This window comes from Luteimonas huabeiensis HB2 (assembly GCF_000559025.1).
GTDB lineage: Bacteria > Pseudomonadota > Gammaproteobacteria > Xanthomonadales > Xanthomonadaceae > Luteimonas > Luteimonas huabeiensis.
In genome coordinates this window covers 411,057-437,692 of sequence record NZ_JAAN01000014.1, presented here as the reverse complement: position 1 = coordinate 437,692, position 26,636 = coordinate 411,057, and the positions used below count along the sequence as shown (strand labels likewise).

The 26,636-nt window shown below is 71.7% G+C and carries 23 protein-coding genes and 1 tRNA gene; 10 read left to right on the top strand and 14 right to left on the bottom strand.

The window, feature by feature from the left end; genetic code table 11:
• The first annotated feature begins 100 nt into the window (after nucleotides 1-100).
• The 4 genes from phoB to ppx all read left to right on the top strand — a co-directional run bounded on the left by phoB (nucleotide 101) and on the right by ppx (nucleotide 5,956).
• Complete coding sequence (gene phoB / locus Z164_RS0106010; protein ID WP_024889828.1) at nucleotides 101-790, top strand: phosphate regulon transcriptional regulator PhoB; 690 nt, start codon at nucleotides 101-103, stop codon at nucleotides 788-790.
• 77 nt (nucleotides 791-867) lie between these two features.
• The gene (gene phoR, locus Z164_RS0106005) at nucleotides 868-2,238 is read left to right on the top strand and encodes a phosphate regulon sensor histidine kinase PhoR (RefSeq protein WP_024889827.1); all 1,371 of its coding nucleotides are present in this window, start codon (nucleotides 868-870) and stop codon (nucleotides 2,236-2,238) included.
• Nucleotides 2,159-4,348 carry a polyphosphate kinase 1 gene (gene ppk1, locus Z164_RS0106000; protein WP_081770086.1) on the top strand — a complete coding sequence of 730 codons (2,190 nt, stop codon included), beginning with the start codon at nucleotides 2,159-2,161 and terminating at the stop codon, nucleotides 4,346-4,348. Before phoR ends, ppk1 begins: the two co-directional genes overlap by 80 nt.
• A gap of 105 nt (nucleotides 4,349-4,453) precedes the next feature.
• Nucleotides 4,454-5,956 (top strand): exopolyphosphatase, encoded by a 1,503-nt coding sequence (gene ppx / locus Z164_RS0105995; RefSeq protein WP_024889825.1) that lies wholly within the window; start codon nucleotides 4,454-4,456, stop codon nucleotides 5,954-5,956.
• Between the two features lie 24 nt (nucleotides 5,957-5,980).
• Here ppx and Z164_RS0105990 read toward each other — a convergent pair whose 3' ends face one another.
• From Z164_RS0105990 to Z164_RS21310, 5 genes are read right to left on the bottom strand one after another with little or no spacing between them, the layout of a single operon-like run.
• Complete coding sequence (locus tag Z164_RS0105990; RefSeq protein ID WP_024889824.1) at nucleotides 5,981-7,429, bottom strand: amidohydrolase; 1,449 nt, start codon at nucleotides 7,427-7,429, stop codon at nucleotides 5,981-5,983.
• Nucleotides 7,426-10,614, bottom strand: coding sequence for a TonB-dependent receptor (locus Z164_RS0105985; RefSeq protein WP_024889823.1), 3,189 nt, complete (start codon nucleotides 10,612-10,614; stop codon nucleotides 7,426-7,428). The genes Z164_RS0105990 and Z164_RS0105985 overlap by 4 nt, the downstream gene beginning before the upstream one ends.
• Nucleotides 10,615-10,661: 47 nt before the next feature.
• A complete protein-coding gene (locus Z164_RS0105980; RefSeq protein WP_024889822.1) occupies nucleotides 10,662-11,672 on the bottom strand; it encodes a FecR family protein in 1,011 nt (336 codons plus the stop codon).
• Entirely contained in the window at nucleotides 11,641-12,249 is a 609-nt protein-coding gene (locus Z164_RS20090; protein ID WP_024889821.1) for an RNA polymerase sigma factor, read from the bottom strand. Before Z164_RS20090 ends, Z164_RS0105980 begins: the two co-directional genes overlap by 32 nt.
• The gene (locus Z164_RS21310; RefSeq protein WP_152540863.1) at nucleotides 12,246-13,481 is read right to left on the bottom strand and encodes a M14 family metallopeptidase; all 1,236 of its coding nucleotides are present in this window, start codon (nucleotides 13,479-13,481) and stop codon (nucleotides 12,246-12,248) included. The genes Z164_RS20090 and Z164_RS21310 overlap by 4 nt, the downstream gene beginning before the upstream one ends.
• A gap of 124 nt (nucleotides 13,482-13,605) precedes the next feature.
• Here Z164_RS21310 and Z164_RS0105965 point away from each other — a divergent pair, with 124 nt between their 5' ends.
• The 5 genes from Z164_RS0105965 to dxs all read left to right on the top strand — a co-directional run bounded on the left by Z164_RS0105965 (nucleotide 13,606) and on the right by dxs (nucleotide 20,064).
• Nucleotides 13,606-14,085 carry an LEA/WHy family protein gene (locus Z164_RS0105965; RefSeq protein ID WP_024889819.1) on the top strand — a complete coding sequence of 160 codons (480 nt, stop codon included), beginning with the start codon at nucleotides 13,606-13,608 and terminating at the stop codon, nucleotides 14,083-14,085.
• Between the two features lie 37 nt (nucleotides 14,086-14,122).
• Nucleotides 14,123-15,910 carry an acyl-CoA dehydrogenase C-terminal domain-containing protein gene (locus Z164_RS0105960; protein ID WP_024889818.1) on the top strand — a complete coding sequence of 596 codons (1,788 nt, stop codon included), beginning with the start codon at nucleotides 14,123-14,125 and terminating at the stop codon, nucleotides 15,908-15,910.
• A 384-nt stretch (nucleotides 15,911-16,294) separates the two neighbouring features.
• Nucleotides 16,295-16,987 (top strand): HNH endonuclease, encoded by a 693-nt coding sequence (locus Z164_RS0105955; protein ID WP_081770085.1) that lies wholly within the window; start codon nucleotides 16,295-16,297, stop codon nucleotides 16,985-16,987.
• Nucleotides 16,988-17,078: 91 nt separating this feature from the next.
• Nucleotides 17,079-18,095, top strand: a complete 1,017-nt coding sequence (locus Z164_RS0105950) for a hypothetical protein (protein ID WP_152540862.1) — start codon at nucleotides 17,079-17,081, stop codon at nucleotides 18,093-18,095.
• 61 nt (nucleotides 18,096-18,156) lie between these two features.
• Nucleotides 18,157-20,064 carry a 1-deoxy-D-xylulose-5-phosphate synthase gene (dxs, locus tag Z164_RS0105945; protein ID WP_024889815.1) on the top strand — a complete coding sequence of 636 codons (1,908 nt, stop codon included), beginning with the start codon at nucleotides 18,157-18,159 and terminating at the stop codon, nucleotides 20,062-20,064.
• A gap of 27 nt (nucleotides 20,065-20,091) precedes the next feature.
• Here the strand turns inward: dxs and Z164_RS0105940 are convergent, their stop codons facing one another.
• From Z164_RS0105940 to Z164_RS21775, 6 genes are all read right to left on the bottom strand, one after another.
• Nucleotides 20,092-21,162 carry a TraB/GumN family protein gene (locus Z164_RS0105940; RefSeq protein ID WP_024889814.1) on the bottom strand — a complete coding sequence of 357 codons (1,071 nt, stop codon included), beginning with the start codon at nucleotides 21,160-21,162 and terminating at the stop codon, nucleotides 20,092-20,094.
• Nucleotides 21,163-21,606: 444 nt separating this feature from the next.
• A complete protein-coding gene (locus Z164_RS0105935; RefSeq protein ID WP_024889813.1) occupies nucleotides 21,607-21,915 on the bottom strand; it encodes a hypothetical protein in 309 nt (102 codons plus the stop codon).
• A gap of 189 nt (nucleotides 21,916-22,104) precedes the next feature.
• The gene (locus Z164_RS21780; RefSeq protein WP_236621753.1) at nucleotides 22,105-22,791 is read right to left on the bottom strand and encodes a hypothetical protein; all 687 of its coding nucleotides are present in this window, start codon (nucleotides 22,789-22,791) and stop codon (nucleotides 22,105-22,107) included.
• A gap of 120 nt (nucleotides 22,792-22,911) precedes the next feature.
• Nucleotides 22,912-23,280, bottom strand: coding sequence for a hypothetical protein (locus Z164_RS0105930; RefSeq protein WP_236621757.1), 369 nt, complete (start codon nucleotides 23,278-23,280; stop codon nucleotides 22,912-22,914).
• A 20-nt stretch (nucleotides 23,281-23,300) separates the two neighbouring features.
• Nucleotides 23,301-23,519, bottom strand: coding sequence for a hypothetical protein (locus Z164_RS0105925; protein WP_024889811.1), 219 nt, complete (start codon nucleotides 23,517-23,519; stop codon nucleotides 23,301-23,303).
• Nucleotides 23,520-23,551: 32 nt separating this feature from the next.
• Nucleotides 23,552-25,087 carry a J domain-containing protein gene (locus tag Z164_RS21775; protein ID WP_236621752.1) on the bottom strand — a complete coding sequence of 512 codons (1,536 nt, stop codon included), beginning with the start codon at nucleotides 25,085-25,087 and terminating at the stop codon, nucleotides 23,552-23,554.
• Nucleotides 25,088-25,167: 80 nt separating this feature from the next.
• Between Z164_RS21775 and Z164_RS0105915 the strand changes: the two genes are divergently transcribed.
• Nucleotides 25,168-25,581: a helix-turn-helix domain-containing protein gene (locus tag Z164_RS0105915; RefSeq protein ID WP_236621751.1), complete on the top strand. Its 414-nt coding sequence runs from the start codon at nucleotides 25,168-25,170 to the stop codon at nucleotides 25,579-25,581.
• Nucleotides 25,582-25,825: 244 nt separating this feature from the next.
• Here the strand turns inward: Z164_RS0105915 and Z164_RS0105910 are convergent.
• The 3 genes from Z164_RS0105910 to Z164_RS0105900 all read right to left on the bottom strand — a co-directional run bounded on the left by Z164_RS0105910 (nucleotide 25,826) and on the right by Z164_RS0105900 (nucleotide 26,635).
• Nucleotides 25,826-25,902 (bottom strand) — tRNA-Pro (locus tag Z164_RS0105910).
• Between the two features lie 84 nt (nucleotides 25,903-25,986).
• Nucleotides 25,987-26,343, bottom strand: coding sequence for a MerR family transcriptional regulator (locus Z164_RS0105905; protein WP_024889808.1), 357 nt, complete (start codon nucleotides 26,341-26,343; stop codon nucleotides 25,987-25,989).
• Entirely contained in the window at nucleotides 26,336-26,635 is a 300-nt protein-coding gene (locus Z164_RS0105900) for an integration host factor subunit alpha (RefSeq protein WP_024889807.1), read from the bottom strand. Before Z164_RS0105900 ends, Z164_RS0105905 begins: the two co-directional genes overlap by 8 nt.
• Nucleotide 26,636 lies beyond the last annotated feature (1 nt).

The following is a 26,636-nucleotide window of genomic DNA, read 5'->3' as shown; positions in this document are numbered from 1 at the left end:
CCGCGTCCGGCCGGTCGCGCCCGGCCGGACGCGTCATACAAGTGTCACCGATCTGTCGTCTAATGCCACCGACCGGCCTCCCGGACGCCAGACAGACCCCATGCAGAAGCGCATCCTGATCGTCGACGACGAACCCGCCATCCGCGAGATGGTCGCGTTCGCCCTGCGCAAGGGCGATTTCGAGCCGGCCCACGCCGGCGACGCGCGCGAGGCGCAGACGGCGATCGCCGACCGGGTGCCCGACCTGATCCTGCTGGACTGGATGCTGCCGGGCGTCAGCGGCCTGGACCTGGCCCGGCGCTGGCGGCGCGAGGAACTGACACGCGAAGTGCCGATCATCATGCTGACCGCCCGCGGCGAGGAGAACGACCGCGTCGGCGGGCTGGAAGCCGGGGTGGACGACTACGTGGTCAAGCCGTTCTCCGCGCGCGAACTGCTGGCGCGGATCCGCGCGGTGATGCGGCGCTCGCGCGAGGACGACGAGGACGGCAGCGTGCAGGTCGGCAACCTGCGCATCGACGGCGCCGCCCACCGGGTGTTCGCCGGCGACACCCCGGTCAACATCGGCCCCACCGAGTACCGCCTGCTGCACTTCTTCATGACCCACCCGGAGCGGGTGTACTCCCGCACCCAGCTGCTCGACCACGTCTGGGGCGGCAGCGTCTACGTGGAGGAGCGCACCGTGGACGTGCACATCCGCCGCCTGCGCAAGACCCTGGAGCCGGTGGCGCTGGACGGCATGGTGCAGACGGTGCGCGGCGCGGGCTACCGCTTCTCGGCCGCGATGTGAGTCCACCCGGCAGCGACCGCGCGGCCGGCCCGGCGGCGGCGTCGCCCGCGCCGGGCGCCGTGCGGCACACTGACGCCATGCCCGCCCACACCCGCTCCGCCTGGTCGCGCACGCTCGCGCAGCACCTGCTGATCCTGGCCGCCGCGGCGCTGGCCGGGCTGGCGCTCGGCCAGCCCTGGCCGCTGCTGGCGGCCGCCGCGATCGGCCTGCTGGCCTGGAACGGCGCGCGCCTGTACCGCCTGCTGCAGCGGCTGGAATCCAGGCAGCGCCTCCCGCCCGGCCGCGATGGCGGCGCCTGGGACGCGCTCGACCGCCTGCTGCACCAGAACCAGGACGACACCCGCAGCCGCAAGCGGCGCCTGGTGGAGATGCTGCGCGCCTACCGCGCGGCGGCCGCCGCGCTGCCCGACGCGGTGGTGGTGCTGGACCGCAACAGCCAGCGCGTGCAGTGGTTCAACGAGGCCGCCTCCCACCTGCTCGGCCTGCAGTACCCCGCCGACATCGACGCGCCGATCGGCGACCGCCTGCAACCGCTGCCGATCGCCCACTGGCTGGCCAGCGGCCGCCACGCCGAGCCGCTGCTCGACGCGCCCTCGCCGCTGGACCCCGACCTGCGCCTGAGCCTGAAGCTGATCCCCTACTCCGAGCACCTGTGGCTGCTGGTCGCGCGCGACGTCAGCAAGCTGATGCGGCTGGAGCAGGTGCGCCGCGACTTCGTCGCCAACGTCTCGCACGAGCTGCGCACGCCGCTCACCGTGGTGCACGGCTACCTCGACATGCTCGATCCCGCCGAGCAGCCGGACTGGGCGCCGATCCTGGCCGAGATGCGGCTGCAATCGCAGCGCATGACCCAGCTGGTGGAGGACCTGCTCACGCTGTCGCGGCTGGAGGCGCAGGAAGCGGTGGCCGACGAGAGCGTGCCGATGGCCTCGCTGCTGTCGACCCTGCGGCGGGAAGCCGAAGCCCTGGGCCAGGGTCGCCATACGGTCACGGTGGAGGACGCCGCGCAGGTCGACCTGTGGGGATCGATCAAGGAACTGCACAGCGCGTTCTCCAACCTGGTCTCCAACGCGGTGCGCTACACTCCGGCGGGCGGCCGCATCGCGATCCGCTTCGCGCGCGGCGACGATGGCGGGGCGACGCTCTCGGTCCGGGACACCGGCTACGGCATCCCGGCCTCGCATCTGCCCCGCATCACCGAGCGTTTCTACCGCGTCTCCACCAGCCGCTCGCGCGAGCTGGGCGGGACCGGGCTCGGGCTGGCCATCGTCAAGCACGTGCTGCAGCTCCATCAGGCCCGCCTCGACATCGAGAGCGAGGTCGGCCGCGGCAGCACGTTCTCCTGCCATTTCCCGCGCGACCGCGTGCATGCGCGCGACGCCGGCCACTTCCCGAACCCCGGAGCCACGCGTGAACAACCGCGCCCCCAGGCCAGCCGCTCGCTCTGAACTGTCGCGCGACACCATCCGCCGGCGCCGCGCGGCCGCCGACCCGGCGCTGCCGGCCGATCCGCTGACCGACCCCGCGCTGTACTTCAACCGCGAGCTGTCCCAGCTCGACTTCAACTTCCGCGTGCTGGCGCAGGCCGAGGACGCCTCGGTGCCGCTGCTGGAGCGCCTGCGCTTCCTGTGCATCTCCTGCACCAATCTCGACGAGTTCTTCGAGATCCGCGCCGCCACCGTGCGCCACGCGCAGGAGCTGGCGATGCCGATGCCGCCCGACGGGCTGGCCCCGGCGACGGTGCTGCGGCGCATCCACGACCGCGCCGCGGAGCTGGTGGCGCGCCAGTACGCCTGCTGGAACGAGGTACTGCGCCCGGCGCTGGCCGAGGCGGGCGTGCGCATCGTCGGCCGCGAGCAGTGGAACGCGCGGCAGAAGCGCTGGCTGCGCGCCTACTTCCGCGACGAGATCATGCCGGTGCTGTCGCCGCTGGGCCTGGACCCGGCGCACCCGTTCCCGAAGATCCTCAACAAGTCGCTCAACGTGGTGGTGGTGCTGAAGGGCAAGGACGCGTTCGGCCGCAGCGGGCACCTGGCGATCGTGCGCGCGCCGCGCTCGCTGCCGCGCATCATCCAGCTGCCGGAGCGGGTGTCGGGCGGCGAGTCGGACTTCGTGTTCCTGTCGGCGGTGCTGTCGGAATTCGTCGGCGAACTGTTCCCGGGCATGGAAGTCAAGGGCGCCTACCAGTTCCGCGTCACCCGCAACTCCGAGGTCATCGTGGACGAGGACGAGGTGGAGAACCTCGCGCTCGCCCTGCGCGACGAGCTGGCCGGCCGCGGCTACCTGCGGGCGATGCGGCTGGAGATCGCCGCCAACTGCCCGAAGCCGATCGTCGCCACGCTGCTGAAGAACTTCGACCTGCCCGAGAACGCCGTCTACCGCATCGACGGCCCGGTCAACCTCAACCGGGTGATCCAGGTCTACGACCTGGTGCAGCGCCCGGACCTGAAGTTCCCGCCGTTCCAGGCCCGGCAGCTGCGCGGCATGGACGACATCTTCGAGCGGGTCGCCGACGGCGACGTGCTGCTGCACCACCCCTTCGACGCGTTCACCCCGGTGCTGGAGCTGCTCAAGCAGGCGGCCGAGGACCCGAACGTGCTGGCGATCAAGCAGACCCTGTACCGCACCGGCAAGGACTCGGCGATCGTCGAGCATCTGGTGCAGGCCGCGCGCAACGGCAAGGACGTGACCGTGGTGGTGGAGCTGCGCGCGCGCTTCGACGAGGACGCCAACCTGGGCGTGGCCGACCGCCTGCAGGAGGCGGGCGTGCAGGTGGTCTACGGCGTGGTCGGCTTCAAGACCCACGCCAAGATGCTGCTGATCGTGCGCCGCGAGGGCCGCAAGCTGCGCCGCTACGTGCACCTGGGCACCGGCAACTACCACTCCGGCACCGCGCGCGCCTACACCGACCTGGGGCTGATCACCGCCGACCCCGCCATCGGCAGCGACGTGCACCAGATCTTCCAGCAGCTCTCCGGGCTGGCGCCGGCGATCCGCCTGCAGCACCTGCTGCAATCGCCGTTCACGCTGCACAGCGGGGTGATCCAGCGCATCGAGCGCGAGGCCGCGCACGCGCGCGCCGGGCGCCCGGCGCGGATCGTGGCCAAGATGAACGCCATCAACGAGCCGCAGGTGATCCGCGCGCTGTACCGCGCCTCGCAGGCCGGGGTGCGGATCGAGCTGATCGTTCGCGGCGCCTGCACCCTGCGCCCGGGCGTGCCCGGCGTGTCGGAGAACATCCGCGTGATCTCGGTGGTGGGCCGCTTCCTGGAGCACCACCGGGTCTACTGGTTCGCCAACGATGGCGAGCCGGAGCTGTTCGGCGCCAGCGCCGACTGGCTGGAGCGCAACCTGCTGCACCGGGTGGAGACCTGCTTCCCGTTCCTGGACCCGGACATCGCCGCGCGGGTCAAGCACGAGGTGATCGACAACTACCTGGCCGACAACACCCAGGCCTGGGAGCTGCAGGCCGACGGCAGCTACCGCCTGCTGCGGCCCGAGGGCGACGCCATGCCGCACTCGGCGCAGTCGTGGCTGCTGGCGCGCATCGCCGGCTGAGGCGCGCGCGCCCGGGCGTCGGTTAAACTTCCGCCCACCGCGGCATCGTGCCGCCTCGCCCGCCGCACGATGAGTCCATCCCGCACGTTGGCCCTCGCGGACACCATGACGCCCGCCTTCAGCGACGGCGACATGCTCGCGGCGGTGGATCTGGGTTCCAACAGCTTCCACATGGTGGTGGCGCGCTACACCATGGGGCAGTTGCGCATCCTCGACCGCCTGCGCGAGACCGTGCGCCTGGGCGAGGGCCTGGACGGCAAGGGCGGCCTGCGCGCCGACGTGCGCCAGCGCGCGCTGGCCTGCCTGTCGCGCTTCGGCGAGCGCATCCGCGACATCCCCCCCACCCGCGTGCGCGCGCTGGCCACCAACGCGGTGCGCCAGCTGTCGGCCCCGCAGGCCTTCCTGGTGCCGGCCGAGGACGCGCTGGGCCACGCGATCGAGGTGATCTCCGGCCGGGAGGAGGCGCGCCTGATCTACCTGGGGGTGGCGCACGCGCAGCCGCCGAAGCCGGGGCAACGGCGGCTGGTGATCGACATCGGCGGCGGCTCGACCGAGTTCATCATCGGCCGCGGCTTCGACACCCTGGAGCGCGAGAGCCTGCAGGTCGGCTGCATCTCCAGCACCCGCCGGTTCTTCCCCAACGGCCGGCTGTCGCGCAAGCGCTGGCGCGAGGCGCTGACCGAGGTCTCGGCGGAATTCCAGCAGTTCGCCACCGCCTACCGCATGCTGGGCTGGCACGAGGCGCTGGGCGCGTCGGGCACCGCCAAGGCCATCGGCGAGATCTGCGCGGCGATGAAGCTCACCAAGGGCGCGGTGCTGGCCCCCGCGCTGCCCGCGGTGCGCGACCGCCTGCTGCAGGCCCCGCACATCGACGAGATCGACCTGCCGGGGCTGTCCGACGACCGCCGGCCGATCATCGCCGGCGGCCTGCTGGTGCTGGAGGCGGCCTTCGCCAGCCTGGGCCTGGACCGGATGGCGGTCAGCAAGGCGGCGATGCGCGAGGGCGTGCTGTACGACATGCTCGGCCGCGGCAGCGGCGACGACCCGCGCGAGACCTCGATCCGCAACATGATCCAGCGCTACGGCATCGACGATGCCCAGGCCGAGCGCGTGGAGCAGACCGCGGTGCGGCTGTTCGACCAGGTCGCGCGCGACTGGCAGCTCGGCGGCGACGACCTGCTGATGCTGGGCTGGGCCGCGCGCCTGCACGAGCTGGGCCTGACCATCGCCCACAGCGGCTACCACCTGCACGGCGCCTACGTCATCGAGCATTCCGACATCGCCGGCTTCTCGCGGCAGGAGCAGCAATTCATGGCCGCGATGGTGCGCAGCCACCGCCGCAAGATCGCCAAGACCGCGTTCGACGCGCTGCCCGACCGCCTGCTGGCCTCCGCACGGCGGCTCAGCCTGCTGCTGCGGGTGGCGGTGGTGCTCAACCGGGCGCGCGAGACCCAGCCGATCCCGCAACTGGAGGCGTTCGCCGAGGGCGATACCCTGGTGCTGAAGCTGGACCCGCGCTGGCTGGACTCGCGGCCGCTGCTGCGCGCCGACCTGGAGAGCGAGACCGGCGACCTCGGCGCGCTGGGGCTGCAGTTGCGGCTGGCCTGAGCCGCCGCGTCGCGCACCCGCGCGTCAGTCCCGGTAGTCCAGCGGCGGTGCGTCGCGCTCGAGCAGCGGCCGGTAGGCGTCGCCGCCGCGGCGCTGCTCGAATTCCCGGCGCGCCTGCGCCAGCAGCGCCGGCTCGCGGTACAGCCGCGCGGCGGCGGCGGCCAGCGCGCGGGCCGCGGCCTGCGCGCCGCGATGGCCGAGCGCATGGCCGGAGGCCGCGGTCGCCTGCCAGGAATGCGCGCCGGTGCCCGGCGCCCAGGTCGCGGTGGACAGGCCCGCGGTCGGCGCGTTCCAGCTGACGTCGCCGACGTCGGTGGAGGCGTGCGACAGCCCGCCGACCGCGTAGTCGGCGACCGTGTCGACCTGCGCCAGCGGCGGCGCGCGCTCCAGCGTGCCCTGCAGCGCGCGCGCGAAACCCCGCTCGGCTTGGCCGAGGGCGAGGCCGCCATCGGCGCGCAACGCCGCGTCGAGCACGTGGCCGAGGGTGTCGTTGGGCAGCAGGCCGTACACGCCGCCGACCGGGGTGTACGCCACCCGGGTGCCGGTACCGAGCGCCGCGCCCTCGGCCGCGCGCTGCAGCCGCGCGAACACCTCGCGCACCACCGCCGGGTCGGGGTGGCGCACGTAGTAGTAGGCCTCGGCCGAGGCGGGCACGACGTTCGGCGCGCCGCCGCCGTCGCTGATGGTGTAGTGGATGCGGGTGCCCTCGGGGACGTGCTCGCGCAGCAGGTTGGCCATGTGGTTGAACGCCTCGACCCCGTCCAGCGCCGAGCGGCCGCGCTCCGGCGAGATGGAGGCGTGCGAGGCCACGCCCTCGAAGCGGAAGCGGCCGCTGACGTTGGCCATCGAGGCCGGCTGCGCGGCGCTGTTGGCGTCGGCCGGGTGCCAGTGCAGCACCGCATCGACGTCGTCGAACAGCCCGGCGCGGACCAGGTAGACCTTGCCGGCGCCGCCCTCCTCGGCCGGCGCGCCGTAGACGCGCACCTCGCCGGGCGTGCCGCTGTCGAGCAGCCACCGCCGGATCGCGATCGCGGCGGCGACGCTGCCGGCGCCGAACAGGTTGTGCCCGCAGGCATGCCCGGCCGCCTGGCCGTCCACGCCGCGACGCTCGGCGGCCACCGCCTGCGACGCGCCGGGCAGCGCGTCCATCTCGGCCAGCAGCGCGATCACCGGGCCGCCGCGCCCGGCGCGCGCCACGAACGCGGTCGGCATGCCGGCCACCCCGGCCTCGACCTCGAAGCCGCCCTCGCGCAGTTCCTGCTGCAGGCGCTGCGACGATCGCGTCTCGCGATAGCCCACCTCGGCCCAGCGCCAGAGCTCGTCGGCGACTTCGGCCAGGCGCGGCGCGTAGGCGTCGAGCGCGGCGCGCATGCGCGCATCCGGGTCGTCGCCCGCCGGCCCGGCCGCGGCGGCGGCCGAGGCCGCCAGCGCGGCAGACAGCGCGAGGCCGAGCCGGCCGGTCGCGCGCTTCACAGGGTGTAGCGCCATTCCGCGTACCACAGCCTGCCGCGGCCGTCGTGCACGCCCTCGAAGAAGGCGCGGTCCTCGTCGGCCAGCGGCGGGGCGCGGTCGAACAGGTTGTTGGCGCCGAAGCGCAACTGGCTGCGGCCACCCGCGAAGCCCTCCAGGCGGATGCCGACGTGCGCGTTCACCGTCACCCAGTCGTCGACCTTGTAGGCGCGGCCGTCGGCATCGACCGGCGCGCTGGTGTCGTAGAACGACCCGATGTACTGCGCCATCGCCGCAGCATCGAGGCCGTTGCGGCGCCAGCTCACCGACAGCACGCCGCGCGTGCGCGGCAGCCCGTTGATGCGCAACGGCGAGGTCGCCACGGCGTCGTCGCTCACGCGCTCCTCGTAGCGGTCCATGTAGGCCACGTCCAGGCGCAGGTTGAACCGCCCCAGCCGCGTCTCCGGCAATCGCCAGGCGAGGCTGGCGTCGTAGCCTGAAATGGTGCGCGCGGCGATGTTGACGAAGGTGTCCATGACGTAGTCCACCGCGCCGGCCGGCGCGCGCGGGGCGCCGGGGTTGGCCGCGTTCCAGGCGTCGAAGGCGGCGCGATCGGCGTCGGTGACCGGCAGCCGGACCACCGCCGGATTGGCGCCCTGGCCGCTGCTGCGCAGCTGGTGGTCGAGCGCGAGCTGCTGCGCCTCGCCGTAGGTGTCGATGACGTCGCGCTGGCGGATGCGGAAGTAGTCCAGGCTCAGCGACAGCCCCTCGGCGAAGGCGGGCTGCAGGACCAGGCCGATCGAGTGCTGCCTGGCCTCCTCCGGGCCGAGGTCGGCGTTGCCGCCGCGGATCACCTGGCGCGACTCGTCGCCGAGGTCGGCGGGCGTGCCGGTCACGTCGGCGCGGTAGGGATCCGGCGTGCCGGCGTTGCGGCGCACGATCTCGCCCACGAACACCTGCGCCAGGGTCGGCGCGCGGAAGCCCTCGCTGTATGAGCCGCGCAGCAGCAGCCAGTCGGTGGGGCCCCAGCTGAAGCCGAACTTCGGCTTGGCGGCGGTGCCGAAGTCGCTGTAGCGCTCGGCGCGGCCGGCCAGCGACAGCTCCATGCGGCGGAAGCCGGGGCGCGCGTTGAGGTCGCCGAAGATCGGGACCGACAGCTCGAGGAAGCCGGAGCGCACGTTGCGGCTGCCGCTGGAATCGCTGGTCTGGCTCAGCGCGATCACGTCGTCGGCGTTGGACAGCGGGTCGCGGCGGTCGTCGAAGGTCTCGCGGCGGTACTCCACGCCGGCGGCCATCTGCAGGGTGCCGCCCGGCAGGTCCATCAGCGGGCCGGTGGCGCGGAAATCGGCCACGCCCAGCGAGGCCTCGCCCTCGCGCCAGGTGCCGATGCGCACCGCGTCCAGCACCGCCTGGCCGTTGGCGCCCGGCCCGCCGAAGGGGTTGAAGGCGTCGGGCGTGTCCAGCGCCAGCCGCTCGCGCAGGCGGCTTTCGCTCATCATGTTGCCGGCCTCGTCGCGGGTCTTGCCGCGGCCGTAGCCCACCCCGCCCTCCCAGTTCCACTCGCCCAGATGGCCGCGCAGGCCGCCGACCACCTGGTAGGCGCGCGAGGAGACGTCGGCGGTGCGCGGGCCCAGTTCCAGCGGGCGGTAGTTGTTGATGCGCACGTCCAGCGGCGCGATGTCCGGGTTGTCGGTGCCGGGGCCGTAGAAGCGGCTGCCGAAGGGGTTGTAGTAGTTGCTGGCCGGCACGTAGATGCCGTTGTCGGCATTGGCCGAGATCGGCGAGGCGGCGTTCGAGGTCCAGGAGTCGGCGCGGTAGTGGAAGCCCTCCAGGGTCGCCTCGACGCCGTTGCCGAAACTGTGGTTCAACGCGCCGAAGACCTGGTGGCGGGTGCTCTCGGGCAGCAGCACGTACTCGGGGGTGTAGTCGTAGCGCAGCTCGCGCGGCATCGCGCCTGCGGCCACGCGGGTGCCGCCGCCGTCCGGCGCGACGTGGAAGGCGGAGCCGGGCAGGCCCGGCGCGCGCACCGCGGAGAACTCGCCGTCGGCGCCGACGCGGCCGGCGGTGTAGCTGCCGTACGGCCCGCTGACCGAGCGGTTGTCCCACAGCGTGCTGTCGCTGCCGGCGCGCTCGCGCAGGTCGCCGGTGCGGCTGTACCACTTGTCGCGGGTGTACAGCGGGTCGCGGTCGTAGTAGCCGACGAAGCCCATGAGGTTGGTGCGGCCGCCGTTGAAGTTGCGCCCGCCGAGCAGGCTGATCGAGGTCTCGGCCATGTCGCCCTCGTCGACCCAGCCGTGGCGCACGCTGGCCTCGGCGCCCTGGTAGTCGCGGCGCAGGATGGTGTTGACCACGCCGGCGACCGCGTCGGAGCCGTACAGCGCCGAGGCGCCGTCGCGCAGCACCTCCACGCGCTCGATCGCGCCCAGCGGGATCTGGTTGATGTTGGCCGACAGCCGCGGCACCGCGCCCTCGGAGATCGGGTGCGGGGCGATGCGGCGGCCGTTGAGCAGCACCAGCGTGTTGCCGGAACCGATCCCGCGCAGGTTGATCGAGGCGGCGTCGCCGCGCGCGGCGTTGGGCCCGGTGGAGGTCTCGGCGTTGTCGAAGCCGGCCGACTGCGGCAGGTAGGCCATCGCCTCGGACAGGGTGGTCGCGCCGGTGGTGTCGAGCTGCTCGCGCGACAGCGTGGTCACCGGCAGCGCGGTCTCGCTGTCGATGCGGCGGATGAAGGAGCCGGTGACCGTCACCGCGTCCAGGTCGCGGGTGGCCGCCGCCGCGGGCGCGTCCACCGGCTGCGGCAGCGGCTGCGGCGCCGGGCCGGCGGCTTCCTGCGCCGGCACCGCCTGCGCGTCGAGCGCCAGCGGCGCCGCCGAGGCCAGCAGGGGCGCTTCGGCACGCGCCCCGCCCAGCGCGATGGTGTGGCCGTCGTCGCGGGCCACGCCGAGGCCGCTGCCGGCCAGCAGCCGCGCCAGCGCCTCGCGCGCGTCCATCGTGCCGCGCAGCGCCGGGGTGCGCACGCCTTCCAGCCGGTCCGCCGGCGCGACGATCTGCAGCTGCGCCTGCCTGGCGAAGTCCGGCAGCACCCGCGCCGCGTCGCCGGCGGGCAGGTCGAACTCGCGCTCCTGCGCGAAGGCGGGTGCGGCGCCGAGCGCGAAGGTCGCGACGGCGAAGCGGATGGCGCCGGCCAGGCGCGTGCGGTGGATGTGCATCGGTGTTGACTCCCTCCCCGTGAAGACTGTCTGCCGGTGGCCCGGCGTCACTGCCGCCGCGCGGCGTCGGACGGCGGCCGCACGCGCGGCGCCGCGTGGCTGCGCAGATGGATGCCCTCGCCGTCGCGCTCGACCCGCAGGCCGAGGCTGGTCGCCACCGCCTCGGCGAAGCCGGCGGGATCGGTGGCCGAATACAGGCCGGCCACGCGGCGCTGCGCGACCTCCGGCTCGTCGACCAGGATGCGCACGCTGCTGTAGCGCGCGAAGCGCGCGGCCGCCTGGGCGAGCGTGTCGCCGTCGAAGGCGAGCATGCCGTCGCGCCAGGCCAGGCGCCGGCCGACCTCTTCCGCGGCCAGCGGCTGCATCTGCAGATCCTGGCCGGGGCGCGCGACGGCCTGGAAGTTGGCCGCGACCCGCACCGGTGCCGGTGCGTCCCCGCCGTCGCCGGCGACATCGACGATGCCCTCGCGCACGATCACCCGCATGCCGCCGTCCTCGTCGCGATGCACGCTGAAGGCCGTGCCCACCGCGACCACGCGCGCTCGCCCGGCGCTCACCGTGAACGGGCGCGCCGGATCGGGCGCGACCTCGAACAGCACTTCGCCGTGCAGCAACTCGACCCGGCGCCGGCGCGCGCCGAAGTCCACCCGCGCCCGCGAATCCGAGTTCAGCACCAGGGTGGAGCCGTCGGGCAGCGGCACCCGCAGCACTTCGCCCAGGCGGGTGGTGTGCAGCAGCGGCGCTTTCAGCAGCAACGCGCCGGCGATCAGCAGCGCGCACAGGCCGGCGGCCAGGGCGGCGGGGGCGACGCGGACGCCGCGCCAGCGCCCGCGATCCTCCCGCGGCCCCGGGTCCGCGCCGGCGCCGATCGCCAGCGCGCGGTCCGCGCGCGCCAGCGCGGCCCGCGCGCGGGCGTAGGCGCCCAGGTGGCGGCGGTCGGCCGCCAGCCACGCGTCGCGCTCGGCGCGCTCGGCCTCGTCCAGCGCGCGCAGCGCCTCGCGCGCCGCCCAGTCCGCGGCGCGCGCGTCAATCGCGTTGATGTGCGGTCTCGACGTCATCCCCGTTCCCTTCGTCCATCCCGGTGCCGCCGCGTCCGCGCGGCCCCGCCTCGCGTCCCAGCGCATCGGCCAGCAGGCGCAGCGCCTTGCCGACGTGCTTTTCCACCGTGTTCTCGCTCACGCCCATGCGGCGGGCGATCTCGCGCTGCGACAGCCCTTCCAGCCGCCGCAGCACGAAGGCCTCGCGGCACTTGCGCGGCAGCGCGCGGATCAGCGCGTCCACCCGCCGCAACTCCTCGCCCGAGACCGCGTGGCGCTCCGGCGTGGCCTCGTCGCGCAGCTCGCTCAGCCGTTCCACCTCGGCCACCGCCTCGATCGGCACGATGCGCGCGCGCCGCAGCTGCTGCAGCACCAGCGAGCGCGCGGTGGCGAACAGGTAGCTGCGCGGCTGGCGGATGTGGGCGACCTCGTCCAGCGTGGCCAGCACCGCATAGGCTTCCTGCACCACGTCGTCCACGTCCACCGACACGCCCATGCGCGCACCGAGCCACGCCCGCAGCGCGGCCTCGTGCGGCAGCACGTGCGCGGCCAGCCAGTCGGCGCGCTCGGCCGACAGCGGCGCGGTCGGTGCGCTCACGGCGTCGTCCCCTGCGCGGCCAGCCGCGCCATCAGCCGCTCGGCGGCGAAGCGGGCGAGCTCGGCGGTCTCGGCCTCGCCGGTCGCATCGCCGACCTCGTAGGTCGCCACCGGCGCGCCGTAGGCGCGGAAGGCCCAGTTCTTGAACACCGCGCTGGCGCCGGCCGGGCCGGGCCGCTCGCGGATGCGCTCCGGGAAGCGCGTCTGCAGGTCGTCCATCCAGCCGCGCAGCAGCCCGCCCGGCGCGCGCGACGGGTCCTCGGTCACCGTGTAGAGGATGTCGTACCAGGTGGAATGGAAATCGACGGCGAAGGCCAGCCGGCGCGCGCCGCCGTCGAGCTGCGCGGCGATCGCCGCCGCGGCCGCGCGCGTCTCCGGCTCGCGGAACGGGCCCCAGTCGCGGTTGAGGTCCGCGCCGTTGGCGTTGCCGCGCCAGTGGCCCTCGGCCACGCCGTCCGGGTTGAGCAGCGGCAGCACCAGCACCCGGTGGCGGGCGCGGAAGTCGCGGGCGCGGGCGTCGTCGCCGGCCAGCGCATCGACGAACGCCAGCAGCGCGCGCATGCCGGTGATCTCCGGCGGGTGCTGGCGGCCCAGCACCAGCACCAGGTCCGGCGCCGCCGGCTCGCCGAAGGCCAGCGCCTGCAGCGGCCGGCCCTGCACCGAGCGGCCGATGGTCTCCACCTGCCCGCCGACCCGCGCGGCCAGCGCCGCGCTCCAGCGCTCGACCTCGCCGATGCCGATCGGCTGCTGCGCGAACACCTCGACGGCGCGGTCGTCGAGGGCGAGGGTCAGCCGGGCGACGCCGTCGTCGCCGAGCGCGAACTCGTCCCCGCCGGCCGCGCGCCAGCCGGGCTCGCCGGCGCGGCGCAGCCAGGGCCGATAGCGGTGCCGGAAGGCGCCGTAGTCCAGCGCGATCTCGACCGTGCGCGGGCGCTGCGCCGCGACCCGGAAGCCGTACCAGGGGCTGGGGTTGATCGGCTGCGTCTCCGGCGTCACCGCCACGCCGTAGCGGCCGTCGCCGGCGCGGCGCACGCCCCCCAGGCGCGCGCCTTCCTGGCGGTTGTCGAAGACCACGCCGTCGTCGGCGAAGCGCCAGACGCCGCGCGCCTGCGGCGCGACCGCAGCCGGCGCGGACGCCTGCACCGCCGCGGCGGCGACGCAGGCCAGAAGCAGCAGCAGCGCGCCGCATGCGCGGCGGCGCCGGCCCCCCCAGCTCGAATCGTTGGATGTCACGCGTCCGGCTCCCCGTTGCGGCGTCTGCCCGATGTACCGGATGCGCCGGGCCGCCGCTTCCGCCATCCGGCCCGCGACCGACGCCGTAGTATCCTCGGCACGTTCCCCCCCGGAGGCTCGCAAGATGCGGCGTTCGTATTCCCTCGCCCTGGTGGCGGCGCTCTGCCTGCTGCTGGCCGCCTGCAGCACCGGCCCGGTGCGGCGTGTGTCCGAGCCCGCGGCGAGCATCCAGCAGCTCAGCGTCGGCGCCGACGGCCAGTGGTCGGTCGAGCTGCGGCTGCAGAACTACAGCAGCATTCCGATGCGCTTCGAGCGCATCCGCCTCGACCTGCGCACCGGCGACATCGCCGCCGGCACCCTCGAGGCCGCCCCGGCGCTGCAGATCGGCGGCGAATCGGCCGACGTGGTCACCGTGCGCCTGGCGCCCTCGGCGCAGGCGCGCCTGCTGCTGGCCGACGCGCTGGCCGCCGGTCGCGGCACCGGCTACGCGCTGGAAGGCGAGATCGTCGCCGCGCCGACCGACCGCGGCGGCGCGCGCGATTACCGGATCCGCCGCGACGGCGCGCTGAGCCCGGTGCCGGGCCTGCCCGGCGTGCTGCGCTGACCGCCGCACCGCTTCCTTCCATCGACGGGACCGACCCATGAGCCAGTACCAGGCACCGCTCGCCGACATGCGCTTCGCGCTCCACGACGTCCTCGGCGCCGAGGCGCTGTTCGCGCGCCTGGGCTTCCAGGAGGCCACGCGCGACATCGTCGATGCGGTGCTGGAAGAAGGCGCGCGCTTCGGCGAGGCGGTGCTGGCGCCGCTCAACAAGATCGGCGACGAGATCGGCTGCAGCTACGACAAGGCCACCGGCGAGGTCGCCACCCCGCCCGGCTTCCGCGACGCCTACGCGCGCTACGTGGAAGGCGGCTGGCCGGCGCTGACCGCGCCCGCCGAGTTCGGCGGCCAGGGCCTGCCGCACCTGCTCGGGGTGCCGGTGAAGGAGATCATCGACGCCGCCAACCTCGCCTGGGGCAACTTCCCGCTGCTCTCGCACGGCGCCACCGAGGCGCTGCTGCACCACGGCGAGGACTGGCAGCGCGAGGTCTTCCTGAAACCGCTGGTGGAAGGCCGCTGGACCGGCACCATGTGCCTGACCGAGGCGCACTGCGGCACCGATCTCGGCCTGCTGCGCACCCGCGCGGTGCCGCTGGACGACGGCCGCTACGCCATCAGCGGCACCAAGATCTTCATCACCGCCGGCGAGCACGACCTCACCGACAACATCGTCCACCTGGTGCTGGCCCGGCTGCCCGACGCCCCGGCCGGCAGCCGCGGGATCTCGCTGTTCGTGGTGCCGAAGCTGAAGGTGGGCCGCGACGGCGCCACGGGCGGGCGCAACGGCGTGCGCTGCGGCGCCATCGAGCACAAGATGGGCATCCACGGCTCGGCCACCTGCGTGCTGAACTTCGAGGACGCCGAGGGCTACCTGGTCGGCGAGCCGCACAAGGGCCTCGCGGCGATGTTCACCATGATGAACACCGCGCGGATGGCGGTCGGCCTGCAGGGCCTGGGCTTGGCCGACCGCGCATTGCAGAACGCCCTGCGCTACGCGAGCGAGCGGCTGCAGTCGCGCGCGCCGGCGGGTGCGCGCTTCCCCGACCGCCCCGCCGACCCGATCATCCTGCAGCCCGACGTGCGGCGCATGCTGCTGACCTGCCGCGCACTGGTCGAGGGCGGCCGCCTGCTGGGCTACCACGCCGCCTCGCTGGTGGACGTGGCCGCGCACGCGCCGGACCCGGCCGAGCGCGCCGAGGCCGAGGCCCTGCTCGGCTTCCTGACCCCGATCGTCAAGGCCTGCCTGACCGAATGGGGCGTGGAATGCACCTACCACGCGCTGCAGTGCTTCGGCGGCCACGGCTACATCCGCGAGCACGGCCTGGAGCAGCTCGCGCGCGACGCGCGCATCACCACGCTCTACGAGGGCACCACCGGCATCCAGGCGCTGGACCTGGTCGGCCGCAAGCTGCTGCAGTTGCGCGGCGCCGGGCTGCGCGCGTTCCTGGGCATGATCGGCGACTTCTGCGACCGCCATGCCGGCGACCCGGCGCTGGCCGAGTTCGTCGGCCCGCTGCGCGGACTGGCGGCGGAGTGGGAGGCGATCGGCCGCGACATCGCCGCGCGCGCGCAGCGCGATCCCGAGGAAGTCGGCGCGGCCAGCGTGGACTTCCTGTTCTACTCCGGCTACGTCGCCCTCGCCTACTGGTGGGCGCGCAGCGTCGCCACGGCGCAGAGCCCGCAGCACCCCGAAGCGCTGCGCGCCGGCAAGCTGGCCACCGCGCGCTTCTACTACGCCCGCCTCCTGCCGCGCACGCTGGCGCACAAGGCGGCCATCGCCAGCGGCGCCGGCACCCTGGCGCTGCCGGAGGCCGACGCGCTGGGCTAGCGTGTATCGGCATTCGACCTGCAGCGCCGAAGCTGCCCCGCCGTCTCCAGCAAGCGGGCCTGTCGTCTCTTCTCCCGCAAGCGGGGGCATGCCCTCCCTTCTCCCGCAAGCGGGGCAGCGCCGGATGAGGGCGCGCCTTTGCACGCCTGCGGCGTGCCCCAAGGAAAAACAGCATGCCCCCCGCTTGCGGGGGAAGGAAAAAACAGAGTGCCCCCCGCTCGCGGGGAAAGGGAAAGACGGCAAGGTCAACGCGGGAGAGCTTCGCGCGCCGAATGCCGGGACAGCCACGGGGCTGCCCACGCCAACGGCGCAAGCCGTCCGGGCGGCACGGCGCGCTGCCGGCGTATGCAAACCATCACACAAGGGGTATAAGCTGTCGTCCCGATGAAGGACGACGAAGCGCCGCTCCGTTTGATCCGCACCGGACCCCGCGTGGCGCCGGCCCGCTCCGCCCCCTTCGCGCAGGCCGCAGGCCCCGCCGCCCCGCCCGGGCGCGCGGTGCCGATCGACCGCGTGCGCCTGCTGTCGCTGGACGCGCACGGGCGCGCGCTGGGCTGGATGAGCTGGCAGGACGCGGCCTGCCTGTACGCCCGCGGCGCGGTGGCCTGGACCCTCGGCGATCCCTGCCTGCGCGTGCGCGGCGGCGTCAACCGCGACAGCGGCCAGCGCAGCGTACTGCCGCTGCACCCGATCGTCGCCGCGCGCGGGCACGCGCGCAACAAGGCGCTCGATCCCACCCCGACGCTGACCAACACGGCCCTGTTCGCGCGCGACCAGCACCTGTGCCTGTACTGCGGCCAGGCGTTCTCGCGCCAGGCGCTGACCCGCGACCACGTGGTGCCGCTGTCGCAAGGCGGGCGCGACATCTGGGAAAACGTCGTCGGCGCGTGCTTTCCCTGCAACTCGCGCAAGGGCGGCCGCACTCCGGCGCAGGCCGGCATGCCGCTGCTGGCGGTGCCCTACCGGCCGAGCTGGATCGAGCACCTGATCCTGTCCAACCGCAACATTCTCGCCGACCAGATGGCCTTCCTGCGCTCGCAACTGCCGAAGAAGCACCGCTTCGCCGGCGCCGCCTGAGCCGGGGCCACGAGGCGCGCCGCCGCCGCGGACTACTCCGGCGCCCGCGCAGCGCCTAAACTCGTCTTCTCCCCGGCACGGGCCCGCCCGCATGGGATTGACGATCGGCCTCACCAGCATGGACAAGGCGACCGAGACCGCCCTGCGCGCCGCGTTCGACGCGGCCGGCCAGGCGCTGCGCGGCGGTGTCGCGCTGGTCGGCGAGGAGTCCGCCGACTACGTGGTGGTCGACATGGACAGCATGTACGGCCCGATGGGCTGGCTGCGCCTGCACGCGGCCGGCAAGCAGGTGGTGGGCCTGACCTCGGCGCCGCGCACCCAGGCCGACTTCCACCTCGGCCGCCCCTTCGACACCGCCTCGACCGTCGCCCTGCTGCGCGAGATCGCCGCGCATGCCGGGCTGGACCCGGACGCGCTGGACGCGGCGGCCGACGCCGCCGCGCCCGCCCCGGTCCCAGCAGCCGGCCCCACGCCCACCACCGGCACGACGGCGGACGAGACGCCCGCGCCGATGGTCGCGCCCGGACCGCTTCCCGCCACGGCCTCCGACGGCGGCAGCCTGCCGGAGTGGCTGCGCCCGGGCCGCCTGAACGGCCGGCTGCGGCTGCGGCGCGATACCGCGCCGACGCTGTGGATCGATTGCGAGGCCCGGCAGTACTTCGGGCCCGCCCAGCTCAAGCCGCTAGCGCCCTACTTCGCCGAACCGCTGGACGCCACCGCGTTCGAGCCGGTCGACGAAGCGGCCTGGGCCAGCGGCATCCGGGGCGCCAGCGCGCACCCGATCGCCCGCCTGGTCTGGTTCGGGGGCCTGCTGGCCGGCCGCGGCCGCCTGCTGCCCGGCTTCGATGCCGAGGCGCGCTATCTGCTGTCGCGCTGGCCGCAGACCGAGCGCGAATTCCCGCGCCATTTCCGCATCGCCACGGCGATGATGAAAGGCCCGGCCACGCTGGCCGAGATCGCCGAGGCCAGCGGCACGCCGGATACCGAGGTGGCCGACTTCGTCAACGCCAGCCTCGCCACCGGCTACGCCGAGCGCTACGTGGAACCGCCCCCGGAGCCCGCGCCGCCGCCGCGCAGCGGACTGTTCGGGCGCTTCATCCGCAAATAGCTGAACCCGCGCCGCCCGACGTTTCCTTGCCCCCCGCCGCAGCGGGGAGGAAAATGCCGGGATGACCGATCCCACGCGCTATCCGCGCCTGTCCCGCATCGATTCCCCCGCCGACCTGCGCCGCTTCGACGAGGACGAGCTGCCCGCCGTCGCCGACGAGCTGCGCGCCTACCTGATCGAGTCGGTCGGGCGCAGCGGCGGGCACTTCGGCGCCGGGCTCGGCGTGATCGAGCTGACCACCGCGCTGCACTGGCTCTACGACACGCCCGAGGACCGGATCGTCTGGGACGTCGGCCACCAGTGCTACCCGCACAAGATCCTGACCGGCCGCCGCGACCGCATCCACACCGTCAAGCAGAAGGGCGGCGTGGCGCCGTTCCCCAAGCGCGACGAATCGGAGTACGACACGTTCGGCGTCGGCCACTCCAGCACGTCGATCTCGGCCGCGCTGGGCATGGCGATCGCCAACGCCCGCGCCGGCAACGAGCGCAAGGTGGTGGCGGTGATCGGCGACGGCGCGATGACCGCCGGCATGGCCTACGAGGCGCTCAACCACGCCGGCGGCATGGATCCCGAGCCCGACCTGCTGGTGATCCTCAACGACAACCGGATGTCGATCTCCGAGAACGTCGGCGGGCTGACCCGCATGCTCGGCCGCATGACCGGCAGCAAGACCCTCAACGCCCTGCGCGAGGGCGGCAAGAAGCTGCTCGGCGACAAGAACAAGCCGCCGGCGCGCTTCGTGCGCCGCTGGGAAGAACACTGGAAGGGCATGTTCGTGCCCTCCACCCTGTTCGAGGAGATGGGCTTCCACTACACCGGCCCGATCGACGGCCACGACCTGCCGGCGCTGATCGGCGCGCTGAGGACGCTCAAGGGCCTGAAGGGCGCGCAGCTGCTGCACGTCATCACCACCAAGGGCAAGGGCTACGAGCTGGCCGAGGGCGACCAGATCGGCTACCACGCCGTCTCGCCCTTCGACCCCTCGCTGGGCGTGGTCGCCAAGGGCGGCGCGAAGAAGCCCACCTACACCGACGTCTTCTCCGACTGGCTGTGCGACGCGGCGGCCGCAGAGCCGCGGCTGATGGGCATCACCCCGGCCATGCGGGAAGGTTCTGGGCTGGTCCGCTTCTCCAAGGAATACCCCGAGCGCTATTTCGACGTCGCCATCGCCGAGCAGCACGCGGTGACCCTGGCCGCCGGCATGGCCGCCGAGGGCGCCAAGCCGGTGGTCGCGATCTACTCCAGCTTCCTGCAGCGCGGCTACGACCAGCTGGTGCACGACGTGGCGATCCAGGGGTTCGACGTGCTGTTCGCGATCGATCGCGCCGGCGTGGTCGGCCCGGACGGCGCCACGCATGCCGGCAACCTCGATCTCAGCTACCTGCGCTGCGTGCCGAACCTGGTGGTGATGGCGCCCGCCGACGAGCGCGAGGCGCGACGGATGCTGAGCACCGGCCTGCAGTACCCGGGCCCGGCCGCCGTGCGCTACCCGCGCGGCGCCGGCACCGGCGTGGCCGCCGGCGACGACCTGGACACGCTGCCGATCGGCCGCGCCGAGGTCCGCCGGCGCGGCACCGGCATCGCCCTGCTGGCCTTCGGCGCGCTGCTGCGGGTGGCCGAGGCGGTGGGCGCCGAACTGGGCCTGACCGTGGTCAACATGCGCTTCGTCAAGCCGCTCGACCGCGACCTGCTGCTGGAACTGGCCCGCGAACACGAGGGCTTCGCCACCCTGGAGGACAACGTCGTCATGGGCGGCGCGGGCTCCGGCGTCGCCGAGTTGCTCAACGCCGAAGGCGTGGTGCTGCCGGTGCTGCACCTCGGCCTGCCCGACGCCTTCCAGCAACATGCCAGCCGCGAGGACCTGCTCGCCGAGGCCGGCCTGGACGCCGCCGGCGTGCGCGCCGCGCTGCTCGCGCGCTGGCCGCGGCTGGGCGAGGCCCGGCCGCCCCGCGTCGCCGCCGGCTGAGCGGCGCCGCGCCGCCGCTGCGGCGCCTCAACGCGGATCGCCCCCCGGGCCTCGTCCGTCGCCCCCGGCGCCGGTCGCATGCATCGCGTCGGCCGGCGGCACGATCTCGTAGCCGCGCGCGCGCAACCGCTCCAGCATCCCGCGCTCGCCGAGCAGCAGCGACATCGGCAGCGACGACACGGTGGACGCGTTGGCCGCGAGCGCGGCCTCGGCGGCCTGCAGCCAGGCCTCGATCGCGCGCGCGTTGAGCTCGTCCAGGCCCAGCCTGCGCCCCAGCGCGTGCGAGGTCACCGCGCGGAGGCAGGCGCGGTACTGGTCGTCGTAGCGCGCCCGCTGCAGATAGGCGACGTCGCCCAGCGCCCAGGCGTTGGCGCGGGCACGCATGCCCTCCAGATCGGTCTCGATCCGCTGCAGGGTGCGCTCGAAGCACGCGCCGTCGTCGAGGTCGACGGCGGCGAGTTCGCGCAGCGCCTGCCTGGGTGCATCGACGCGCAGTTCGACCTGGGTGGGTGTGCGCCGGACCCGATGGCGCCGCGCCGCGCGCGCCAGCACCCGGCCGACGCTGTCGTCCAGGGTCATGCCGGAGCGGCGGATCGCCGCCTCGTACAGCGCCTGCGCGGCGAAGATCGGGCGCCACCGTTCGACGCCGTCGCCGTCTCCGAGGTAGCGCGCCTTCAGCGGCTCCCAGCGCGCATGGGTCTCCGGCGGCAGCACCTCGGCCAGCGTCCGGCCGCCGGGATTGCGCCGCGCGCGCAGCAGCGCCGGCACCAGGGTCAGCCCGCGCAGCAGGCCGACGTCGGCGTCCACCTTGAACGAGGGCGGCTCGATCAGTTCCTGCGACCGCGCGACCAGCCCCTCCACCCGTGCCGACATCCAGCGCATGCGTCGCGGCAGCGGCTCGACGGTCCCCAGCACCCACAGCACGTGTTCGCCGCGGCGCACCTGCCACAGGCCCGGGCCGGGCTGCTCGCCGGCCACGACCAGGGTCTCCAGATCGACCAGGGGCGCTGCCGCAGCGCCACCGCCGGCATCCTGCGCCCAGACGCCCCCGGTCGCGGCCGCCCACGCCAGCAAGAGGGTAGCGAGCGCATAGCGCATGGCGGACTCTCCGAAGCGAACCCCGGGCGCGAGTATGCAACCGACACGGTCGACACGGGACGCGTACCGGCCCCGGCGCTCGACCGCGCGGCAGCGGCGCCGCCGGGCGGACGCCCGCGGCGCGGCCGGGACCTCGGGCCTATCGGCGTTGCACCTGCAGCGCCGCCGCTGTCCCTTCCCCCGCGAGCGGCCTCATGCTGTTCCTTCTCCCGCAAGCGGGTTCATGCTGCTCCTTCTCCCGCAAGCGGGAGAAGGTGGCGCGCAGCGCCGGATGAGGGCGACTTTGCACGCCTTCGGCGTGCCCCCCCATCCGCCTTCGGCACTTTCCCCCGCTTGCGGGGGAAGGAAGAAACAGAGTGCTCCCCGCTTGCGGGGGAAGGAAAAAACCGCATGGCCCCGCAGGCGGGAGGGAGGGCGCGCGGCACATGTCGATCCAGCCAGGCCCTAGATCCTGCGCTCGCGGGTCGGGCCGCTGCTCAGGCTGGGATCGTTGCCTTCCGCGCTGGGATTCGGATCGCTGACGTAGCGACGGCCCTTGGATGCGTTGCGGTCGCGTACGCCCTGGCGCTCGGCATCGTCCAGATGCACCCGCTCGGATTCGGTCTCCGGCGGCGCCTCGCGCGGCGGCCGCTCGCGGCCCGGCGCGTCCGGGTCGGTGCGGTCGCGCTCGGGCGGATCGATCGGGGTCGGCTGGTCGTCCGGGTCCTCGTTCGGAGGCGGCGGGACGTCGCGCCCGGCGGGCATGTGGGCCATGTCGGCTTCCTCGATGCGGGCGCTCGATGCTCGCAAGCCTGGCGTGAAGCGCACGCAAGGCCCGGGAACCCAGTTGCGACCGTTTATGCGCCTGGACGAAGACGGCCGCCGGAGACCGGCACCGTCGTTCGCAAAGAAAAGTCGGTATCTCTACAGAGTTAACCCACGGGGTCTCGCATTGCTGTCCGACTAAGCCCCGGGGTTTTTCAACAAATCCCCGGGCGGTTGCAGGGGCTGCGCCACAACCTGACGCCACCTATTACCGTGGAACACATAACCGACTTCTTCTTCTAAAGTCGGACAACAGCGGGGATCGTCAGGAGCATGCACCAGCGTCTTCACGAGCACGACGCCATCTTCCAATCTGACATCTTGGGCGCCGCCCCACACCGTGGTCGTCTCGACGTGCTTTAGTTGTCCCGCCTCACGCACAAAGACTGCCAGATTGCTCACCGAGCCATTGCCGCCACCCGCGCCCTCCAAGGTATACAGCGCCACCACCTCCGGAACGCCGTCCCCGGTCAGGTCGCCTATGATCGAATGACGCCCCTCCGCGTACTCGCTTGCCCCATCTTGCAAGGCGTGCGCGGCAATGGCCGCGTTGATGATCTCAGTGTCTGGCGTGATAAGCGCAGCCGCCAGCGTTGCTTTAGGCACAGGCAGCGAGGCCGCGGCGGTAGCAGGGTCCGACCGGATGCATGCCACCTCTTCGGCCTGCGCCGGTGTCAATCCAGCCGGCACTTCGCATCCGGCCAAGTTGATGTAACCAGCCTGGGTCAGCTGTTCCCCCTTGCATCCTGCCATCGCAAAGGCGGCCAGCAGGCACATTGACACCTTACGCAACCGCATAACGCTCACCTTCTCGAATTTTTTCAAATACTCCACGTATCAATGACTTGCCCTGGACGAAACCTAAGACTGGCGCGTTCGCTCTCTTTGCGCGAGGGCGAACGAATTCATACCCGATCCTCGGACGGATCCTCTCTTGAACCTGCATCAGCCCGATCCACCAGCAGGCTTGTAGAGTGACTGGCAGTCATTTGATTTATAGACTCGGTAGAGCAGCACCATCTGGCCATCTATGGTTGTCCGATACAGAGGAACGTCGTCCTGGAAGCGCTGATTCATTTGCAGCACAAGACGGCCTGGGTTATCGCCTTCCTCCTCCAGCTCTTGCATGTAGGGAAGCGCACTGTTCATCGCGGCTTCCGCGTGCTCTTCTTGCTCCAGCAGGGTGGCGACCTTTGCGCACTTGAATGCCTCGTACACATGATCCTCCGTGCTGCTTCCACACCCAGAAAGCAGCAGCGGCGGAATCACCGAGAGAGCCAGCATTTCCCCAAGCCGCCGACCAGACACCATCATCGAATTCACGACTTGCGTCCTCATCGCCGCGTACGCATGAAGAGCGTGGCATAGAGCAACAGCCCGATGACGATAACGCCACCAACCATCTGACCCAAAGCAGGCCAAAGGACACCAGGCCAGAACACGGCACGACCCAAGTTGTAGGCCGCGCCCCTATAGGCCGAAGCCCCCCAATTGGCCAAGTAGATCCAGAACGGCAGAATCAACACTACGTAGCAAACAACAATCTTCTTCATCCGAACTCCCTCTGTATTTATGACCACAAGCGCTACGCCTTCTCAAGCACGTTTACGAGGGCAGCCTCCGTTTCGCTGATGACTATGCCCATGAACTCACTCAATGCCTGATCATCTAGGACGCGATTCACAACGTCTGCGACGAACTCATTCAATTTAACGCGCGTCAACGCTGGGATGTCCGCTGCGTAGAATGCAGAAAGGTTCTTAATCGAGTGATTCAACGCTTCGACAGCACTTTCAGGTGACTGCTTGAAGACCAAGCCATACCGACCAAGCCGCCGCCGGAACTCCTGAAAGAATTGCGACTCACCCAACTCTTCTTGCGGTTTGGCAATGCTACGCAGCGTTCTGCGTTTACCAATGCCTTCGACATCGATGATGTAGAGCACCAACATCCTCAACAAGACAGGCGCGACAACTTCGGTGATTTGCTCCTCGTCCAATCCGGCCTCTTCCCCCAGCAGGAACTGGACGATTGCCAGCACATAAATGAGCACCTCCAGGCGCACTTGGTCGCTCGACAAGAGCGATCGCTCCACGGCCGTAAGCCCGAGGCCACGGCGCTGGATGAAGCGCTCCAACGACCTCGAGACCGGCAGAAGCTGCTTGATCAGTTCGGCCGTCAGCCAATCCTCCCGCGTCCGGGCCACTGTGATATCACGTGTGATATCACGCTGGATCTCACCCTCCAACTGGCTATAGAACCCCTGCCTCAGGCGACTGAACCATTGCACACCAGCCGGCCGGCCGGCGTCCTGATACCCGCCGTGCTGCTCCTCGTGGCTGGCGGTTGGAGAGGTGGGCATCTCGTTGCGCTGCTGGATGTACCTGTTGATTCGCTTGCAAAGCGATTCAATGTCGCGCTTCTCAGGAATGTTGAGCGTGGTGAACTCGTACCCATTGATATAGACGCAAGTGCCTTCCGCACTGATCTCCTGGACCTTGACCAACAAGTACCTTGATCCCGGCATGAGAACGGACTTGGCCAGGATTTCGTTCTCAGTGACCAACATCCCCTGCTTGGCGCCACCAAAGAATGTGTCGTCGATGAGTACGACTACGTCTCTCGGACGTATCCCGTTGCCATAGCTTTCGATGGCAGCAGCCAGTTTCTTCTTCGGGATATCCGGCGCAATGAAGATCTTTTGGAATGGCTCGGTCGTACACGCATAGCCCTGCAGTACCTGCCGCAAAGTCACCGATGGCACGGGCGGCTGCGTAGGTGGTGGTGGTCGCGATGATGGCGGCGACCCCGGACGCGGCGCCCGCGAGGTGTTTTCCCGGTCGAACCGGCTGCGCTCTGCGTCGTCCTTCAGGACGGCATAGGCCTGGTTGACCTCCTGCATCCTGGCTGTCGCCCACCTCTGGGTTTCGGCATCCGACTGAGCGTAACGGTCTGGGTGGTACTGGCTGCGCCGCCCCTTGTAAGCGAGCTCTAATTCCTCGCGCCCGGCATTCGGGCGGATGCCAAGAACCTCGTACGGATTCATCCTGATGCGCCCCTGTTCCCTATCGTTGCCGGCGCCTGCAGGAGCGGCGGCTTCTTCGAGCGTGGTAGCCTGCAACCTCTATCTGAGAGATAGAGTCTGCCACAGCGATAGAGGCTTCGTCATGATTCGAGCGCCTTCTCTGCCCTCGCTATCTGGTGTCCGACCAGCCCATCGCCCGCGCCGTGTTCGCCGCCCGCTTGGTTCAGGCGCGACAACTGCGTGGCCTAAGCCAACGGGCGCTGGGGGATCGCATGGGATTGGGTAAGGACAAGGGCTCCTCACGGATCAATCGCTATGAGCACCAAGTCACCGCCATTGGATTCGACAACTTGGACAGGTTGGCGCAAGTGCTTGATGTGCCGGTGGCCTACCTGCTGGCCGACGATGCGGCCATGGCCGACGCCATCCTTGCCCTATCCCAGGCTGACGAGTCCCAGCGGAATGCTCTGGCCATGCTGATCCCCGCTCTGGTTCAAGACCCACCCTTGTTAGCCAGCTTGGTGAAGCTACTGGAGGTGCCTAAGCACAAGCGGCCCGAGGCGCTGAGGGATCTGGCTCAAAAAGTCTGACCGCAGTGTCAGCGCATCGATGCGGTCGCGGCTTTCACAGTGCCGCGCAAGAGCGGACCGTCTCAGCCCTGGCTGTTCGCCTCACCCGGCGAGCTGGCGCCTGCGGGTCCAAGTGGCTCTGCCGCTTCGTAGCGCCCCCGCCTAAGACTGTTCAGATATCCCCGCTCTAGCCGACCTAGCATGGTGATAGCAGGCACGGAAAAACGGCCGCCGGAAACCCGGCGGCCGTCGTTCGCGAAGAAGTTGGTCGGGGTAGCCGGATTCGAACCGACGACCACTTGTCCCCCAGACAAGTGCGCTACCAGGCTGCGCTATACCCCGACGCGGGTGGAACCCCGCCAGCGGCGGGCCGGTCATTATAGCGGCTTCGCGGCGCCGCGTCCCGGTTCGGACGATGCCGGCGCTTCAGCGCTTGAGCACCTGCAGGATTTCCTCCAGCTCGGTGCGCACCTGGCGCAGGATCTGGCCGGACAGCGCCGATTCCTGCTTGGCGGTCTCGCCTTCCAGCCGCAGCCGGGCGCCGCCGATGGTGTAGCCCTGCTCGTACAGCAGCGCGCGGATCTGGCGCACCATCAGCACGTCGTGGCGCTGGTAGTAGCGGCGGTTGCCGCGGCGCTTGACCGGGCTCAGGCCCGGGAATTCGGTCTCCCAGTAGCGCAGCACGTGCGGCTTGACGTCGCACAGCTCGCTGACCTCGCCGATGGTGAAATAGCGCTTGGCCGGGATCGGCGGGAGTTCGCGGTTGCTGCCGGGATCAAGCATGGCGGCCTCCGTAGGCTTCCACCCGCTCCTTGAGCTTCTGGCCCGGGCGGAAGGTGACCACGGTGCGCGCGGAGATCGGGATCTCCTCGCCGGTCTTGGGGTTGCGGCCCGGGCGCTCGTTCTTGCGCCGCAGGTCGAAGTTGCCGAACCCCGACAGCTTGACCTGGCGGCCGCTCTGCAGGGCCTCGCGCAGGGCGTCGAAGAAGGCGTCGACGAATTCCTTCGCCTCGCGCTTGTTCAGTCCGACTTCCTCGTAGAGGCGTTCGGCCATCTCTGCCTTGGTCAGTGCCATG